Below are 16,890 nucleotides of genomic sequence, written 5' to 3' on the forward strand. Positions count from 1 at the left end.
GCTGTAGAATTCGCCTCCCGCTAACGAGAGATCGGAAGCGCAAGTGGTTGAAGTTGCAAAGGAAACTTTGAAAACTTCTGAAAATAACCGCTTGACAGCAACAGAGGCTGCTGTAGAATGCGCGCCTCGGTTGAGACGAAAGATCTTAACCAACCGCTCTTTAACAACTGAATCAAGCAATTCGTGTGGGTGCTTGTGGAGTCAGACTGATAGTCAACAAGATTATCAGCATCACAAGTTACTCCGCGAGAAATCAAAGATGTAACCAACGATTGCTGAGCCAAGTTTAGGGTTTCTTAAAAACCCAAAGATGTTTGAACTGAAGAGTTTGATCATGGCTCAGATTGAACGCTGGCGGCAGGCCTAACACATGCAAGTCGAGCGGCAGCACGGGTACTTGTACCTGGTGGCGAGCGGCGGACGGGTGAGTAATGCCTAGGAATCTGCCTGGTAGTGGGGGATAACGTTCGGAAACGAACGCTAATACCGCATACGTCCTACGGGAGAAAGCAGGGGACCTTCGGGCCTTGCGCTATCAGATGAGCCTAGGTCGGATTAGCTAGTTGGTGAGGTAATGGCTCACCAAGGCGACGATCCGTAACTGGTCTGAGAGGATGATCAGTCACACTGGAACTGAGACACGGTCCAGACTCCTACGGGAGGCAGCAGTGGGGAATATTGGACAATGGGCGAAAGCCTGATCCAGCCATGCCGCGTGTGTGAAGAAGGTCTTCGGATTGTAAAGCACTTTAAGTTGGGAGGAAGGGCAGTTACCTAATACGTAATTGTTTTGACGTTACCGACAGAATAAGCACCGGCTAACTCTGTGCCAGCAGCCGCGGTAATACAGAGGGTGCAAGCGTTAATCGGAATTACTGGGCGTAAAGCGCGCGTAGGTGGTTCGTTAAGTTGGATGTGAAATCCCCGGGCTCAACCTGGGAACTGCATTCAAAACTGTCGAGCTAGAGTATGGTAGAGGGTGGTGGAATTTCCTGTGTAGCGGTGAAATGCGTAGATATAGGAAGGAACACCAGTGGCGAAGGCGACCACCTGGACTGATACTGACACTGAGGTGCGAAAGCGTGGGGAGCAAACAGGATTAGATACCCTGGTAGTCCACGCCGTAAACGATGTCAACTAGCCGTTGGGAGCCTTGAGCTCTTAGTGGCGCAGCTAACGCATTAAGTTGACCGCCTGGGGAGTACGGCCGCAAGGTTAAAACTCAAATGAATTGACGGGGGCCCGCACAAGCGGTGGAGCATGTGGTTTAATTCGAAGCAACGCGAAGAACCTTACCAGGCCTTGACATCCAATGAACTTTCCAGAGATGGATTGGTGCCTTCGGGAACATTGAGACAGGTGCTGCATGGCTGTCGTCAGCTCGTGTCGTGAGATGTTGGGTTAAGTCCCGTAACGAGCGCAACCCTTGTCCTTAGTTACCAGCACGTAATGGTGGGCACTCTAAGGAGACTGCCGGTGACAAACCGGAGGAAGGTGGGGATGACGTCAAGTCATCATGGCCCTTACGGCCTGGGCTACACACGTGCTACAATGGTCGGTACAGAGGGTTGCCAAGCCGCGAGGTGGAGCTAATCCCACAAAACCGATCGTAGTCCGGATCGCAGTCTGCAACTCGACTGCGTGAAGTCGGAATCGCTAGTAATCGCGAATCAGAATGTCGCGGTGAATACGTTCCCGGGCCTTGTACACACCGCCCGTCACACCATGGGAGTGGGTTGCACCAGAAGTAGCTAGTCTAACCTTCGGGGGGACGGTTACCACGGTGTGATTCATGACTGGGGTGAAGTCGTAACAAGGTAGCCGTAGGGGAACCTGCGGCTGGATCACCTCCTTAATCGACGACATCAGCTGCTCCATAAGTTCCCACACGAATTGCTTGATTCATTGAAGAAGACGATATGAAGCAGCCTGTATCAGGTTGTAGCTGTGTTGGTTAGAGCGCACCCCATGCTGTGTGGTAAAGAGCAGGGTGAGGTCGGCCTTAGTAGCTCGAAATTGGGTCTGTAGCTCAGTTGGTTAGAGCGCACCCCTGATAAGGGTGAGGTCGGCAGTTCGAATCTGCCCAGACCCACCAATTTTGTGTGGGAATACCTGTAGAAATACGGGGCCATAGCTCAGCTGGGAGAGCGCCTGCCTTGCACGCAGGAGGTCAACGGTTCGATCCCGTTTGGCTCCACCACTACTGCTTCTGTTGTTGAAAGCTTAGAAATGAGCATTCCATCGTGATGATGGTGAATGTTGATTTCTAGTCTTTGGCTAGATCGTTCTTTAAAAATTTGGGTATGTGATAGAAAGATAGACTGAACGTTACTTTCACTGGTAACGGATCAGGCTAAGGTAAAATTTGTGAGTTGCTCTTAATTGAGCATGCGAATTTTCGGCGAATGTCGTCTTCACAGTATAACCAGATTGCTTGGGGTTATATGGTCAAGTGAAGAAGCGCATACGGTGGATGCCTTGGCAGTCAGAGGCGATGAAAGACGTGGTAGCCTGCGAAAAGCTTCGGGGAGTCGGCAAACAGACTTTGATCCGGAGATGTCTGAATGGGGGAACCCAGCCATCATAAGATGGTTATCTTGTACTGAATACATAGGTGCAAGAGGCGAACCAGGGGAACTGAAACATCTAAGTACCCTGAGGAAAAGAAATCAACCGAGATTCCCTTAGTAGTGGCGAGCGAACGGGGACTAGCCCTTAAGTGGCTTTGAGATTAGCGGAACGCTCTGGAAAGTGCGGCCATAGTGGGTGATAGCCCTGTACGCGAAAATCTCTTAGTCATGAAATCGAGTAGGACGGAGCACGAGAAACTTTGTCTGAATATGGGGGGACCATCCTCCAAGGCTAAATACTACTGACTGACCGATAGTGAACTAGTACCGTGAGGGAAAGGCGAAAAGAACCCCGGAGAGGGGAGTGAAATAGATCCTGAAACCGTATGCGTACAAGCAGTGGGAGCCCACTTTGTTGGGTGACTGCGTACCTTTTGTATAATGGGTCAGCGACTTATTTTCAGTGGCGAGCTTAACCGAATAGGGGAGGCGTAGCGAAAGCGAGTCTTAATAGGGCGTCTAGTCGCTGGGAATAGACCCGAAACCGGGCGATCTATCCATGGGCAGGTTGAAGGTTAGGTAACACTGACTGGAGGACCGAACCGACTACCGTTGAAAAGTTAGCGGATGACCTGTGGATCGGAGTGAAAGGCTAATCAAGCTCGGAGATAGCTGGTTCTCCTCGAAAGCTATTTAGGTAGCGCCTCATGTATCACTGTAGGGGGTAGAGCACTGTTTCGGCTAGGGGGTCATCCCGACTTACCAAACCGATGCAAACTCCGAATACCTACAAGTGCCGAGCATGGGAGACACACGGCGGGTGCTAACGTCCGTCGTGAAAAGGGAAACAACCCAGACCGTCAGCTAAGGTCCCAAAGTTATGGTTAAGTGGGAAACGATGTGGGAAGGCTTAGACAGCTAGGAGGTTGGCTTAGAAGCAGCCACCCTTTAAAGAAAGCGTAATAGCTCACTAGTCGAGTCGGCCTGCGCGGAAGATGTAACGGGGCTCAAACCATACACCGAAGCTACGGGTATCACTTAGGTGATGCGGTAGAGGAGCGTTCTGTAAGCCTGTGAAGGTGAGTTGAGAAGCTTGCTGGAGGTATCAGAAGTGCGAATGCTGACATGAGTAACGACAATGGGTGTGAAAAACACCCACGCCGAAAGACCAAGGTTTCCTGCGCAACGTTAATCGACGCAGGGTTAGTCGGTCCCTAAGGCGAGGCTGAAAAGCGTAGTCGATGGAAAACAGGTTAATATTCCTGTACTTCTGGTTATTGCGATGGAGGGACGGAGAAGGCTAGGCCAGCTTGGCGTTGGTTGTCCAAGTTTAAGGTGGTAGGCTGAGATCTTAGGTAAATCCGGGATCTTAAGGCCGAGAGCTGATGACGAGTGTTCTTTTAGAACACGAAGTGGTTGATGCCATGCTTCCAAGAAAAGCTTCTAAGCTTCAGGTAACCAGGAACCGTACCCCAAACCGACACAGGTGGTTGGGTAGAGAATACCAAGGCGCTTGAGAGAACTCGGGTGAAGGAACTAGGCAAAATGGCACCGTAACTTCGGGAGAAGGTGCGCCGGTGAGGGTGAAGCACTTGCTGCGTAAGCCCACGCCGGTCGAAGATACCAGGCCGCTGCGACTGTTTATTAAAAACACAGCACTCTGCAAACACGAAAGTGGACGTATAGGGTGTGACGCCTGCCCGGTGCCGGAAGGTTAATTGATGGGGTTAGCTAACGCGAAGCTCTTGATCGAAGCCCCGGTAAACGGCGGCCGTAACTATAACGGTCCTAAGGTAGCGAAATTCCTTGTCGGGTAAGTTCCGACCTGCACGAATGGCGTAACGATGGCGGCGCTGTCTCCACCCGAGACTCAGTGAAATTGAAATCGCTGTGAAGATGCAGTGTATCCGCGGCTAGACGGAAAGACCCCGTGAACCTTTACTATAGCTTTGCACTGGACTTTGAATTTGCTTGTGTAGGATAGGTGGGAGGCTTTGAAGCGTGGACGCCAGTTCGCGTGGAGCCATCCTTGAAATACCACCCTGGCAACTTTGAGGTTCTAACTCAGGTCCGTTATCCGGATCGAGGACAGTGTATGGTGGGTAGTTTGACTGGGGCGGTCTCCTCCTAAAGAGTAACGGAGGAGTACGAAGGTGCGCTCAGACCGGTCGGAAATCGGTCGTAGAGTATAAAGGCAAAAGCGCGCTTGACTGCGAGACAGACACGTCGAGCAGGTACGAAAGTAGGTCTTAGTGATCCGGTGGTTCTGTATGGAAGGGCCATCGCTCAACGGATAAAAGGTACTCCGGGGATAACAGGCTGATACCGCCCAAGAGTTCATATCGACGGCGGTGTTTGGCACCTCGATGTCGGCTCATCACATCCTGGGGCTGAAGCCGGTCCCAAGGGTATGGCTGTTCGCCATTTAAAGTGGTACGCGAGCTGGGTTTAGAACGTCGTGAGACAGTTCGGTCCCTATCTGCCGTGGACGTTTGAGATTTGAGAGGGGCTGCTCCTAGTACGAGAGGACCGGAGTGGACGAACCTCTGGTGTTCCGGTTGTCACGCCAGTGGCATTGCCGGGTAGCTATGTTCGGAATAGATAACCGCTGAAAGCATCTAAGCGGGAAACTAGCCTCAAGATGAGATCTCACTGGGACCTTGAGTCCCCTGAAGGGCCGTCGAAGACTACGACGTTGATAGGTTGGGTGTGTAAGCGCTGTGAGGCGTTGAGCTAACCAATACTAATTGCCCGTGAGGCTTGACCATATAACACCCAAGCAATTTGTGAACTCGAAAGAGGCCAGATTGCGGTGTGTGAAGACGCAATGAACCGAAAGTTCGCAACCATTCACAAAAGCCGCACAAACTATCGCATACCCAATTTGCTGAAGCGTCGAAAGACGGTTCGGTACCCGAATTTCTTGACGACCATAGAGCATTGGAACCACCTGATCCCATCCCGAACTCAGCAGTGAAACGATGCATCGCCGATGGTAGTGTGGGGTTTCCCCATGTGAGAGTAGGTCATCGTCAAGATTAAATTCCGAAACCCCTATCTGCGTATGCAGGTAGGGGTTTTGTTTTGTCCGCAGGAAAGTGCTTTGGCAGTAGAGGGCTAGCGGATGGCCATCCCTGGTAACGGTCGCATCGTTCGTGAAACTTCGGCAGAGCGCGCTAAAAACCACGCCGTTTTTGGTATGGTGCAGCTCGTTTCAACGGACTGACTGCAAGCCTACGGATCGGTACTCCCGTTTATAGTCAAAGAGTTGCTGCAGAAATGCCCGAACCGATACCAATCAAGGACCACGAGAAAGAGACGCTCCTGGTCAACAAAAGACTGATGGCCTGCGCCTTGTTCGTCGCCGCCATTACTTGCGCGCTGGTGGTGCGCATGTACGTCCTGCAGGTTGTCGAGTTCGACTATCACTCGACAATCTCCGAAAACAACCGCGTCCATGTCCTGCCGATCACTCCAACTCGTGGGCTGATCTACGACCGCAATGGTGTGGTCCTGGCAGACAACCGGCCCAGCTTCAACCTGACCATCACCCGCGAACGCGCTTCCGATGTCAAACGCGAGCTGGATGAAGTGGTCAACCTCCTGCACCTGCCGGCCGAGGACCGTACGCTGTTCGACAAGGCGATGAAGCAGGCCAGGCACCCCTTCGTCCCGGTCACGCTGTTCTATGAGCTCAGCGAAGAACAGATAGCCGTACTCGCGGTCAACGAGTTCCGTCTGCCCGGAATCGATGTAGAGCCGCAGTTCGTTCGCCACTACCCCATGGGCGCGCACTTTGCGCATTCGATCGGCTACGTCGGTCGCATTAACGAAAAAGAATCCAAAGCCCTGGACACGGTGGAATACCGTGGCACCCAATCCATTGGCAAAACCGGTATCGAGAAATTCTACGAATCAGAATTGCACGGCCATGTGGGTTACGAAGAAGTCGAAACCAATGCCCAGGGCCGCGTGCTGCGAGTGCTCAAGCACACCGACCCGATCCCCGGCAAAAACATCGTCCTGAGCCTCGACGTCAAACTTCAGGAAGCCGCCGAGGAGGCATTGGGCGATCGGCGTGGCTCGGTGGTCGCTCTCGATCCGTCGACCGGCGAAGTATTGGCCATGGTCAGCAAGCCAAGCTTCGACCCGAACTTGTTTGTGACGGGCATCAGCTACAAGGAATACGCGGCACTGCACGACTCCATCGACCGGCCGCTGTTCAACCGCGTGCTGCGCGGGCTCTACGCACCTGGCTCGACCATCAAGCCGGAAGTGGCGATCGCCGGCCTTGACGCCGGAGTCGTAACCCCGCAGACCCGCGTCTTCGATCCGGGCTATTACCAGTTACCGGATTTTGATCATAAATACCGTAACTGGAATCACAGTGGTGATGGCTGGGTGAACATGGACACGGCGATCATGCGCTCCAACGACACCTACTTCTACGATCTGGCCCACAAGCTGGGAATCGATCGTCTGCACGACTACATGGCGATGTTCGGCCTTGGCGAGAAGGTCTCGCTGGACATGTTCGAAGAGTCTCCCGGTCTGATGCCGTCTCAGGCCTGGAAGCGCGCCACGCGTCGGCAGGCATGGTTCCCCGGCGAGACAGTGATTCTCGGCATTGGCCAGGGCTACATGCAGGTCACTCCTCTGCAGCTGGCACAGGCCACCGCGCTGATCGCCAACAAAGGTGTATGGAACCGGCCGCACCTGGCCAAGACCGTGGACGGTGTCGCGCCGGTGGACGAACATCCGATGCCAAACATCCTGCTCAAGGATCCGCGTGACTGGGAGCAGGTCAACCACGGCATGCAGATGGTGATGCACGACGCCCGCGGGATTGCCCGGGCGGCGGCGGAGGGCGCGCAGTACCGCATCGCCGGCAAAAGTGGCACCGCGCAAGTGGTGGCGATCAAGCAGGGTGAGCGCTACAACCGGGCGAAAACCCTTGAGCGCAACCGCGACAACGCCTTGTTCGTCGGTTTCGCCCCGGCTGAACATCCGCAGATTGTCATCTCGGTGATGATCGAAAACGGCGAGGCCGGTGGTCGCGTCGCCGGCCCTGTGGTGCGGCAGATCATGGATGCCTGGCTACTCGATCAGGGCGGCCACCTGAAGCCGCAATACGCCGCGCCGAGCAAAGCCCCGGGCGACCCTCACGTTTAAGGATCAAGGCTTCACAGCACAGGCTCACGAATGCTGAGCATGTGCTGGAAGCTTTCCAGGAACACGGTTTCGGCCTGACTCATCTTCTGCTCGCGATTCCACAACAGCTGGATATCGAAATCCACCACGCCATCTTCCGGCGGCAAACGCCACAGCAAACCTTGCTCGACATCCCTGCGCACCAGATGAGTCGGCAAACACCCGATACCAAACCCTGCGCAGATCAAGCGGTAAATCTCTTCGAAACTGGTGGATGAAGCAACGATCTTGCCGGTAAAACCTTGCTGGTCGCGAAACAGGGTCAGGGGTGAAAGGTTGCCGCCGAGCTGATCGCTGGTGAAGCTGACGAAATTCTCTGCAGCGAGCTGTTCCAGGGTCAGATTCTCTTGTCCAAAAAGTCGATGACGTTGCCCGCAAAAGTACGCATAGCGCTCGCGAAACAATACCCGCTGTTCCAGTCTCGGTTGCGGTAAACGGCACAATCCGACGCCAATGGTCGCGGTCTTTTGCAGCAACGAACTGATGATGTTCGAACTGCCCATCACCTCGACTTCCAGCTCGACTTTCGGGTGGGTTTCATGGAAATCGGCGAGGAACTCATCGTAGTGTCGTGCTTGCACGCCGCTGACGGTGAGGATGCGAATCTTGCCGACCACGTCGTCGTGCCGACTCTCCAGCACAGTTCCCAGGCGCGAAATATCGCCGTAAATGTCCGTCGCGATGCGCAGGACTTCTTCCCCGGTTTCCGTCAGATCGAACCGTCGCCCACTGCGGGCGATCAACACACATTCCAGTTGCTCTTCCAGGCGCTTCAAAGCCTGGCTGACCGCCGACTGAGTGATGTGCAGTCGCGCGGCAGCCCGACTCATGCTGCCTTCCTGACCGATCACCAGATAAGTGCGCAGCAGGTTCCAGTCGAGACGGTCATTCAGAAAGCGGCGACCAACCCACGGGTTCGAAGTGGAGGGCATAAGGATTCCATGTAGTAGCAGTACTAATAGTAAATATAAGATTATGAAAATTGACTAATCCTGTCATGGCAGCGATAAAGCCCACAAGCGCCACAGAGTGCGCTGCTAAAGAGGTGTATTCGTGAGTAAACCTGAACACATCGGCACGGTTGAATGGCAAGCCCGTTGCGAACTGGCCGCGCTGTATCGCCTGGTCGCGCACTTTCGCATGACCGACCTGATCGACACCCACATTACCCTGCGGATTCCAGGGCCTGAGCATCACTTTCTGATCAACCGCTACGGGGTTATTTTCGACCGCATGCGCGCCTCGGATCTGGTGCGCATCGATCAGGAAGGGCGAGTGGTCGATCCGGCCTATGAAGGTCATCGAGTCAATGCAGCAGGCTTTGTGATCCACTCGGCAATCCACATGGCTCGCCCTGACCTGAATTGTGTGATCCATACCCACACCGCCGCCGGCATGGCCGTCGCCGCGCAGAAGCACGGCTTGTTGCCGATCAGTCAGCATGCGTTGAAGTTTTACGGCAAGTTGGCGTATCACACCTATGAAGGCATTGCCCTTTCGCTGGATGAGCGCGAGCGTCTGATTGCCGATCTGGGGCCGCATCGGGCGATGATCCTACGTAATCACGGACTGCTGGTCGGTGGCTCCGGCGTGGCCCAGGCATTTCAGGAAATTCACTTCCTGGAGCGTGCCTGTCAGGCACAGGTTCAAGCGCTGGCCGGTGGTTCGGCGCTGCATTACCCGTCTCCGGAAGTCTGTGCGCACACCGCCGAACAGTTTGACCGCGATGAACAGGACAACATCATCGACCTGGCCTGGGAGGCTGCTCTGACCCTGATCGAATCCCAGCGCGAGTCCTACTTATCGTAAACTCTGTCATCAACAGCATTGTTTTGCTGTCCCGCGAAGGCGTCAGCACATTCAATATCGACGTTGACTGACACACAGCCTTCGCGGGCAAGCCTCGCTCCTGCAGGAGGACATGTCCGATTTCAGAAGGCCGCTTTCGCGAGCAAGTTCCCGCAGGATGGATGTTCACCCTGTGGGGGCAAGCTTGCTCGCAATGGCGATCTGACTGTCCCTGCTACTTATCAATTTTTTCCGGCAACGGCGCAAACAACGCCTCGATATCATCGCTCTGCAACTTCCAGTCCCCGGTCTTGCGTCCATCCAGCACGCCTGCGGCCAGATCGGATTTTTCCTTCTGCAGATGCTGAATCTTCTCTTCCACCGTGCCCCTGGCAATCATCTTGTAGACGAACACCGGCTTCTCCTGACCAATGCGATACGCACGATCCGTCGCCTGATTTTCCGTCGCAGGGTTCCACCAAGGGTCGTAGTGAATCACCGTATCGGCTTCGGTCAGGTTCAGGCCCACACCGCCAGCCTTCAAACTGATCAGAAAGATCTGGCGCTTGCCGCTCTGGAACTCCTTCACCGGCGTGCGTCGGTCACGGGTCTGGCCGGTCAGGATCGCATACGCCACGCCGCGTTTGTTCAGTTCGTCCTCGATCAGCGACAGCATTGAAGTGAACTGCGAGAACAGCAAAATCCGCCGCCCTTCCTCGAACAGCTCTTCAAGCATTTCCATCAGGCTATCGAGTTTGCCGGAGGTGCTGCCGCGAGCGGGCAGGGCGGCATCGTTGACCAGGCGCAAATCACAGCACACCTGACGCAGCTTCAACAGCGCCTCAAGAATGATGATCTGGCTGCGCGCCACGCCTTTGCGGGTGATCTCGTCGCGGACTTTTTTGTCCATCGCCAGGCGCATGGTTTCGTACACGTCGCGCTGGGCTTCGTTGAGTTCGACCCAATGGACGATCTCGGTTTTCGGCGGCAGTTCGGTGGCTACTTGTTCCTTGGTCCGGCGCAGCAGGAACGGTTTGATCCGACCGTTCAGGTGTTGAAGTCGTACTTCACTGGCACGCTTTTCTATCGGCACGCGGTAATCGCGGTTGAAGCTTTTCACGTCACCGAGCCAGCCCGGCAGCAGGAAGTGGAACAGCGACCACAGCTCGCCCAAGTGATTTTCCAGCGGCGTGCCACTCAGGCACAAACGCTGGCGAGCATTCAGCTCACGGGCCGCATGGGCGGCCTTGCTGTTGGGGTTCTTGATGTACTGCGCTTCATCCAGCACCAGTACGTGCAACGGCTGCGCGGCCAGGCGTTCGACGTCTTTGGGCAGCAGTGCATAAGTGGTCAGGATCAGGTCGTAATCAGCCAGATTGTCGAAATGCTTTTTGCGGCTGATGCCGTACAACGCCAGCACTTTAAGCTGTGGCGTGAAGTGCGCTGCTTCATCGAGCCAGTTCGGAATCAGGCTGGTGGGCATGACCACCATGCACGGCCGATCGAGGCGCCCGGCATTCTTCTCGCTGAGAATGTGCGCCAGGGTTTGTAGGGTTTTGCCCAGGCCCATGTCGTCCGCGAGAATCCCGCCGACTTCCAGTTGTCGCAGCGACTGCATCCAGCTCAGGCCTTCCAGCTGATACGGGCGCAAGGTGGCATTCAGGCCTTCGGGCGCGGCGGCGGTGTGGTCCTTGATGTCGCGCAGGCGCTGGGCAAAGGTGCGGATCTGCTCGCCACCTTCCCAGAGCAGTGGCAGGCCTTCCAGCGGGTTCAGTCGCGTGGCGTCGGCCTTGCTCAGGCGCAGCTTGGTTTCGCCGGGCTCTTGCAGGTAAAACTCGCCGAGGGTGGCCAGCACCGGTTTCAGGCGGCCGAAGGGCAGCGCGACCTGCAGCGGGCCCTGGTCGGTGCTGCGGCGTTGCGGAATGTTCACCAGGATCAGTTCGTCGTCACGACGTCGGGCGAGCCGTTCCGGGTTGAGGATTTCGGTGTGGGAGCGCATCAGGTTCAACAGGATCGGCAGCAGGCTCAGGCGTTCGCCGTTGACGATGATCCCCAGTTCCAGGTCGAACCAGTCGCGTTCCGGCGTCTGTTCGACGGTGGCGTACCAGTCGTCCACGGCGGTCAGGTCGAAGCCGAAATCCTCGTCGATCTGCAACTCCCAACCCTGGGTGCGCAACTTCGGCAGCTCATTGAGGGTGAAGGTCAGCCAGGCGCTGTCGTTGACCATCTCGTAGAGTTCGCCGGCACTTTCCGGCAAGGCTTTACTTTGTCGGGTGGCGACTTTGAAACCGAGGATCCGCAGCTGTTCCCTGTAGGTCTGTTCGACTTCCGGGTGACGTTTTATCCGCAGCGTCTGTGTTTCCTGACGAATCAGGATGTCAGCGTTTTTCTGTCCGCTGACGTACTCGTCCAGATAGCTGAAGGACAGCGCCGCGCGATGCTGAATGTAGCGCTGCATCTTGCCGTTGCGCGGTTCGAAGGCACTGAATTCGATGCTCGCCAGCCACAGGCGCGGCACCGGTTGCACGTTGTCCACCAGCACTTGCGGCGGCGCTTTCGGGTTACGGTTTTCCAATACGGCCTGAAGTTTTTCCAGCAGTTCGGCGTCTTTCGCGGCGGCCGGATACGCGAGGGTTTCCTGCACTTGCAGTAGCACCGCCGCGCAATGTTTACAGTTGCTGTGAACCGGGCAGGTGCATGTGGCGTCGATCATCAGCAAGGTGCCTTTGGCCGACTCGCGCAGGCGAATGGTCTGACGGTAAACGTTGCCGCCAGAGCCTTCGCAACTGGCGGTGATGGTGGCGTCGCCGACTTCGACGATCCTGACGCGGTTCTCCAGTGCGTAGCGGCGGCCCCTCTCCAGGCTCTGTTCCTTGAATCGGCTGACCCAGGATGTTGCCAGGGGTTTGCTCAGGGGCGAGGGCATCAATCAGTCCGGAATTTCATCAGGGACTGGCCGAGGCGCAGGGGCGGTCAGCGAGGTGATCTTGATCAGCAGGCCCAGGTGGCCATTGTCGAGGAAGTTCAGCAGGCCGTTCTTGGTGTGGCTTTCCTGCTTCAGGCGTTCGCTGGCGGTGACCATGCCATTGGCGTCAATCTGATTGACCCAGAAGTCGGCGTCGACGTCAGTGAAACGCCCCAGTTTCAGGTTCAACGTGCCCTCGATAGGGAATTGGCCAAACTGTTCCTTGCCTTCGCTGATCGCGATTTTGCTGGCTTCTTCACCCAGGTTCTGTTGCCAGGCCTTGTGCAGCAACACCGTGTACTCGTTGCTGGCGGTGAGCTTTTCCACTTCGGCATTCAGGCTTGGTGTACGAAAGCTGTCGGGGCTGATGCGTTGGGCACCGGCAGCCCAGTCTTCTGGCGCGGCGCGGCTGACGATGGCAGGCACGGCGTTTTGCCGTACCAGAATCATTTCAACCTGATACAGATCATCGGCAAACGCGGTCGAGGCAAGCAGCGACATCAACAACGTCATCAACAAGGTCAGTGAGCGAAACAGGCGCATGCGGCGTCCTTCAAGCAGTGGTCGGAATGAGGCGCTCGAATAGCGCCTCTACAGTATTAAAGCGTTCTTCCGGGCGTTCCATCGGTACGAGGAATTTGAACATTGTGGCGCCTTCGAACTTGTAGCGTTTGGGTTGGCTCTGAATCAGTTTGATCAGTGTCAGCGGGTCGACCGGGGTCTGTGCCGCGAACTCGATCCGACCGCCTTGCGGGCCGCCGTCGACTTTCTTGATGCCCAGCTGTTCGGCTTGCAATTTCAGCGCCGTGATCCGCACCAGGTTCTTGGTCGGTTCCGGCAACAGGCCGAAGCGGTCGATCATCTCCACTTGCAGGTCCTTGAGGCCTTCCTCATCGGTGGCCGAGGCAATGCGTTTGTAGAGAATCAGTCGGGCATGAACGTCCGGCAGGTAGTCTTCGGGAATCAACGCCGGTACACGCAGATTGACTTCCGGACCGCCGCCCAGCGGTTGATCGAGGTTCGGCTGTTCGCCCTTGCGGATCGACTTCACTGCACGCTCGAGCATTTCCATGTACAGCGTGAAACCCACGGCCTGGATCTGCCCGCTCTGGCCGTCGCCCAGCAGTTCGCCGGCGCCACGGATTTCCAGGTCGTTGGTGGCGAGCACGAAGCCCGCGCCGAGGTCCTGGGTATTGGCGATCGCTTCCAGACGTTTTTCCGCATCGGGAGTGATTTGCTGGCGCGGTGGTGTCAGCAGGTAAGCATACGCCTGGTGGTGACTGCGACCGACCCGGCCACGTAACTGGTGCAACTGGGCCAGGCCGAACTTGTCCGCGCGTTCGATGATGATGGTGTTGGCGCTCGGCACGTCGATGCCAGTCTCGATGATGGTCGAGGCGATCAGCACGTTGAAGCGCTTGTGATAGAAGTCGCTCATCACCTGTTCGAGTTCACGTTCGCGCATCTGCCCGTGGCCGATGCCGATCCGCGCTTCCGGCACCAGTTCAGCGAGGTCTGCGGCGCATTTCTCGATGGTCTTCACGTCGTTGTGCAGGTAGTAGACCTGGCCGCCACGCAGCAGCTCACGCAGCAGGGCCTCTTTGACCGTGCTCTTGTTCTGTTCCATGACGAAGGTGCGCACCGACAAGCGACGGGCCGGCGGTGTGGCGATGATCGACAGGTCGCGCATGCCCGACACCGCCATGTTCAGCGTGCGCGGTATTGGCGTTGCGGTCAGTGTCAGGATGTCGACTTCACTGCGCAGTGCCTTGAGCTGTTCTTTCTGACGGACACCGAAACGGTGCTCTTCGTCGATGATCACCAGCCCCAGGTTTTTGATTTTTACGTCATCTTGCAGCAGCTTGTGTGTGCCGATGACGATGTCGATCTTGCCTTCGGCCAGGTCCGCAACCGCGGCGTTCACTTCCTTGGCCGACTTGAAGCGGCTCATCACTTCCACGGTCACCGGCCAGTCGGCAAAGCGGTCGCGGAAGCTGTTGTAGTGTTGCTGGGCGAGCAGGGTGGTCGGCACCAGAATCGCCACCTGACGACCGCCGTGTACCGCGATGAACGCCGCACGCATGGCCACTTCGGTCTTGCCGAAACCGACGTCGCCGCAGACCAGGCGATCCATCGGTTTCGGCGCGAGCATGTCTTCGCGCACCGCTTCGATGGTGGTTTGCTGGTCCGGGGTTTCTTCGAACGGGAAACCGGCGCTGAAGGTCGCGTAATCGGCTTTCGGGTCTGCGAAGGCATAACCCTCGCGAGCGGCGCGGCGGGCATAGATGTCGAGCAACTCGGCGGCCACATCGCGCACCTGTTCGGCGGCTTTGCGCTTGGCTTTCTGCCAGGTCTCGGAGCCGAGGCGGTGCAGCGGCGCGAGGGCGTCGTCACTGCCGGTGTAGCGAGCGATCAGGTGCAGGTTGGCCACCGGCACATACAGCTTGGCGCCTTCGGCGTATTCGAGGGTCAGGAACTCGGCGGCCTGGTTGTCGATTTCCAGGATCGTCAGCCCCAGATAGCGGCCGACACCATGATCGATGTGCACCACCGGCGCACCTTCGCGCAGCTCGGTGAGGTTTTTGATCACCGCATCGTTGTTGGCGTCGGCGCGTTTCTCGCGGCGACGGCGCTGCATTACGCGCTGACCGAACAATGGGCTTTCGGCAACCAGGGCCAGCGCTGGGTCGTCCAGCAACAGGCCTTCGTCGAGTGGTGCAATGGTGATCGCCAAGCGCTCTTTGCTGGCGACAAAGTCCGGCCAGCTGTCGACGGTTTTCGGTCGCAGCTTCAAGCGTTCGAGCAATTCCAGCAGCACTTCACGACGGCCCGCGGACTCGGCGGTAAACAGCACGCGGCCGGGGAATTCGTCGAGGAAACTGGCCAGCGCCGCCAACGGCTGAGTGGCCTTGGCTTCGATGGCCAGGTTCGGCAGAGGCTGAGCCGGGAAGCGCTCGCGGCCGACACCAGTTTCGACGTCTTGTTGACTGGCCACCACACGGGGCCAGCTCTTCAGGCGCGCAAAGCAGTCTTCCACCGGCAGGAACAACTCGGCCGGTGGCAATAAAGGACGGGACGGATCGACGCGGCGCTCTTCATAGCGGTTGCGCACATCGTTCCAGAAATTCTCCGCGGCCTGTTCGATGCCCGGCAGGGAAAACACTTGCGTGTCCTGGGGCAGGTAATCGAACAGGGTGGAGGTTTCCTCGAAGAACAGCGGCAGGTAGTACTCGATGCCCGCCGGCGTAATCCCGCTGCTCAAATCCTGGAAAATCGGGCAGCGACGGAAGTCGACATCGAAGCGCTCGCGAAACCGCGCCTTGAAGCGGGTCACGGCTTCTTTCTGCAGCGGGAATTCCTTGGCCGGTAACAGCTTGACCGAGTCGACCTTGTCGATGGAACGCTGGTTTTCCGGGTCGAAAGTGCGCAGGGTTTCGATTTCGTCGTCGAACAGGTCAATGCGATAAGGCAGCTTGCTGCCCATCGGGAACAGGTCGATCAGCGAGCCGCGCACGGTGAATTCGCCATGCTCGTACACGGTATCGACGTAGCGATAACCGGTGGCTTCAAGCCGGGTGCGCATCTGCTCGACATCGAGTTTCTGGCCGACATCCAGCACCAGGCTGCTGCCGAGCAGGAATTTGGTCGGCGCCAGGCGATGCAGGGCAGTGGTGATCGGCACCACCAGCACGCCGTGCACCAGCTCCGGCAACCGATACAGGCTGGCGATACGCTGCGAGATGATGTCCTGGTGTGGCGAGAACAGGTCGTAGGGCAGGGTTTCCCAGTCGGGGAAGTGCAGGACAGGCAAATCCGGGGCGAAGAAACTCAGCTCCTGTTCCAGCCGTTCGGCACTCTGGCTGTCGGCGGTCAGTAGCAAGGTAAAGCGCTTGGCAGCGCTGGCGGCCTCGGCGATGGCCAGGCTCAGGGCGGCACCGGGCAGGTTGCCCCAGTGCTGTTTACCTGCCGCGGCAGGGAGAAGCGGTAGACGCAGAACGGGCACGGAAGGTTGAGCTCCAAGCGTTGCGACAAAGTCGGTAATTGTAACGGTCTCGAGTGCCGGCTGTCAGTTGCAGACTGTGTCTATATACACAGGTTGAGCAAAATGTAGTGGTAATGACAAAAACTGGCGATTTAATACTGAAAATGTAGTGCCAAAACCGCCCAGTGTTACGGAGGGTTACGGACACTGTGGCGTTGTCGTCGAAAAATTGACTGTGCTGAAAGCCCCGTATTTACTGGGCTGGCGCGGGGCGTGATTTTTTTGAACGGAATTTTGTTACCGCTCGTGCGACAGGCGCGCATTGCTACGGGAGGCTCTCGGCGGCATAATGTAGCCCCTTTTTTCTGCCCCTA

The 16,890-nt window shown here is 56.8% G+C and carries 6 protein-coding genes, 2 tRNA genes and 3 rRNA genes; 7 read left to right on the forward strand and 4 right to left on the reverse strand.

The window, feature by feature from the left end:
- Positions 1–316: 316 nt before the first annotated feature.
- The 6 genes from ACEN9A_RS08115 to mrdA all read left to right on the forward strand — a co-directional run bounded on the left by ACEN9A_RS08115 (position 317) and on the right by mrdA (position 7,742).
- Positions 317–1,855, forward strand: a 16S ribosomal RNA gene (locus ACEN9A_RS08115).
- Between the two features lie 163 nt (positions 1,856–2,018).
- A tRNA-Ile gene (locus ACEN9A_RS08120) sits at positions 2,019–2,095 on the forward strand.
- Positions 2,096–2,124: 29 nt separating this feature from the next.
- A tRNA-Ala gene (locus tag ACEN9A_RS08125) sits at positions 2,125–2,200 on the forward strand.
- A gap of 246 nt (positions 2,201–2,446) precedes the next feature.
- A 23S ribosomal RNA gene (locus ACEN9A_RS08130) occupies positions 2,447–5,338 on the forward strand.
- A gap of 154 nt (positions 5,339–5,492) precedes the next feature.
- Positions 5,493–5,608: ribosomal RNA gene (gene rrf, locus ACEN9A_RS08135) — 5S ribosomal RNA — on the forward strand.
- The 16S, 23S and 5S rRNA genes sit together here with 2 tRNA genes alongside, the layout of an rRNA operon.
- A gap of 241 nt (positions 5,609–5,849) precedes the next feature.
- On the forward strand, positions 5,850–7,742 hold the full coding sequence (mrdA, locus tag ACEN9A_RS08140; RefSeq protein WP_258672930.1) for a penicillin-binding protein 2: 1,893 nt from the start codon (positions 5,850–5,852) through the stop codon (positions 7,740–7,742).
- Between the two features lie 11 nt (positions 7,743–7,753).
- Here the strand turns inward: mrdA and ACEN9A_RS08145 are convergent, their stop codons facing one another.
- Positions 7,754–8,713 carry a LysR family transcriptional regulator gene (locus ACEN9A_RS08145; RefSeq protein WP_258672931.1) on the reverse strand — a complete coding sequence of 320 codons (960 nt, stop codon included), beginning with the start codon at positions 8,711–8,713 and terminating at the stop codon, positions 7,754–7,756.
- Positions 8,714–8,834: 121 nt separating this feature from the next.
- Here ACEN9A_RS08145 and ACEN9A_RS08150 point away from each other — a divergent pair, with 121 nt between their 5' ends.
- Positions 8,835–9,590, forward strand: a complete 756-nt coding sequence (locus tag ACEN9A_RS08150) for a class II aldolase/adducin family protein (protein ID WP_019649616.1) — start codon at positions 8,835–8,837, stop codon at positions 9,588–9,590.
- Between the two features lie 214 nt (positions 9,591–9,804).
- Here ACEN9A_RS08150 and ACEN9A_RS08155 read toward each other — a convergent pair whose 3' ends face one another.
- The 3 genes from ACEN9A_RS08155 to mfd are packed head-to-tail and all read right to left on the reverse strand — an operon-like array spanning position 9,805 to position 16,537.
- Positions 9,805–12,495, reverse strand: coding sequence for a DEAD/DEAH box helicase (locus tag ACEN9A_RS08155; protein ID WP_258672932.1), 2,691 nt, complete (start codon positions 12,493–12,495; stop codon positions 9,805–9,807).
- Between the two features lie 3 nt (positions 12,496–12,498).
- On the reverse strand, positions 12,499–13,077 hold the full coding sequence (locus tag ACEN9A_RS08160; RefSeq protein ID WP_019582841.1) for a CsiV family protein: 579 nt from the start codon (positions 13,075–13,077) through the stop codon (positions 12,499–12,501).
- 10 nt (positions 13,078–13,087) lie between these two features.
- Positions 13,088–16,537: a transcription-repair coupling factor gene (gene mfd / locus ACEN9A_RS08165; RefSeq protein ID WP_258672933.1), complete on the reverse strand. Its 3,450-nt coding sequence runs from the start codon at positions 16,535–16,537 to the stop codon at positions 13,088–13,090.
- Positions 16,538–16,890: the final 353 nt, after the last annotated feature.

The organism is Pseudomonas sp. Pseusp18 (assembly GCF_059506005.1).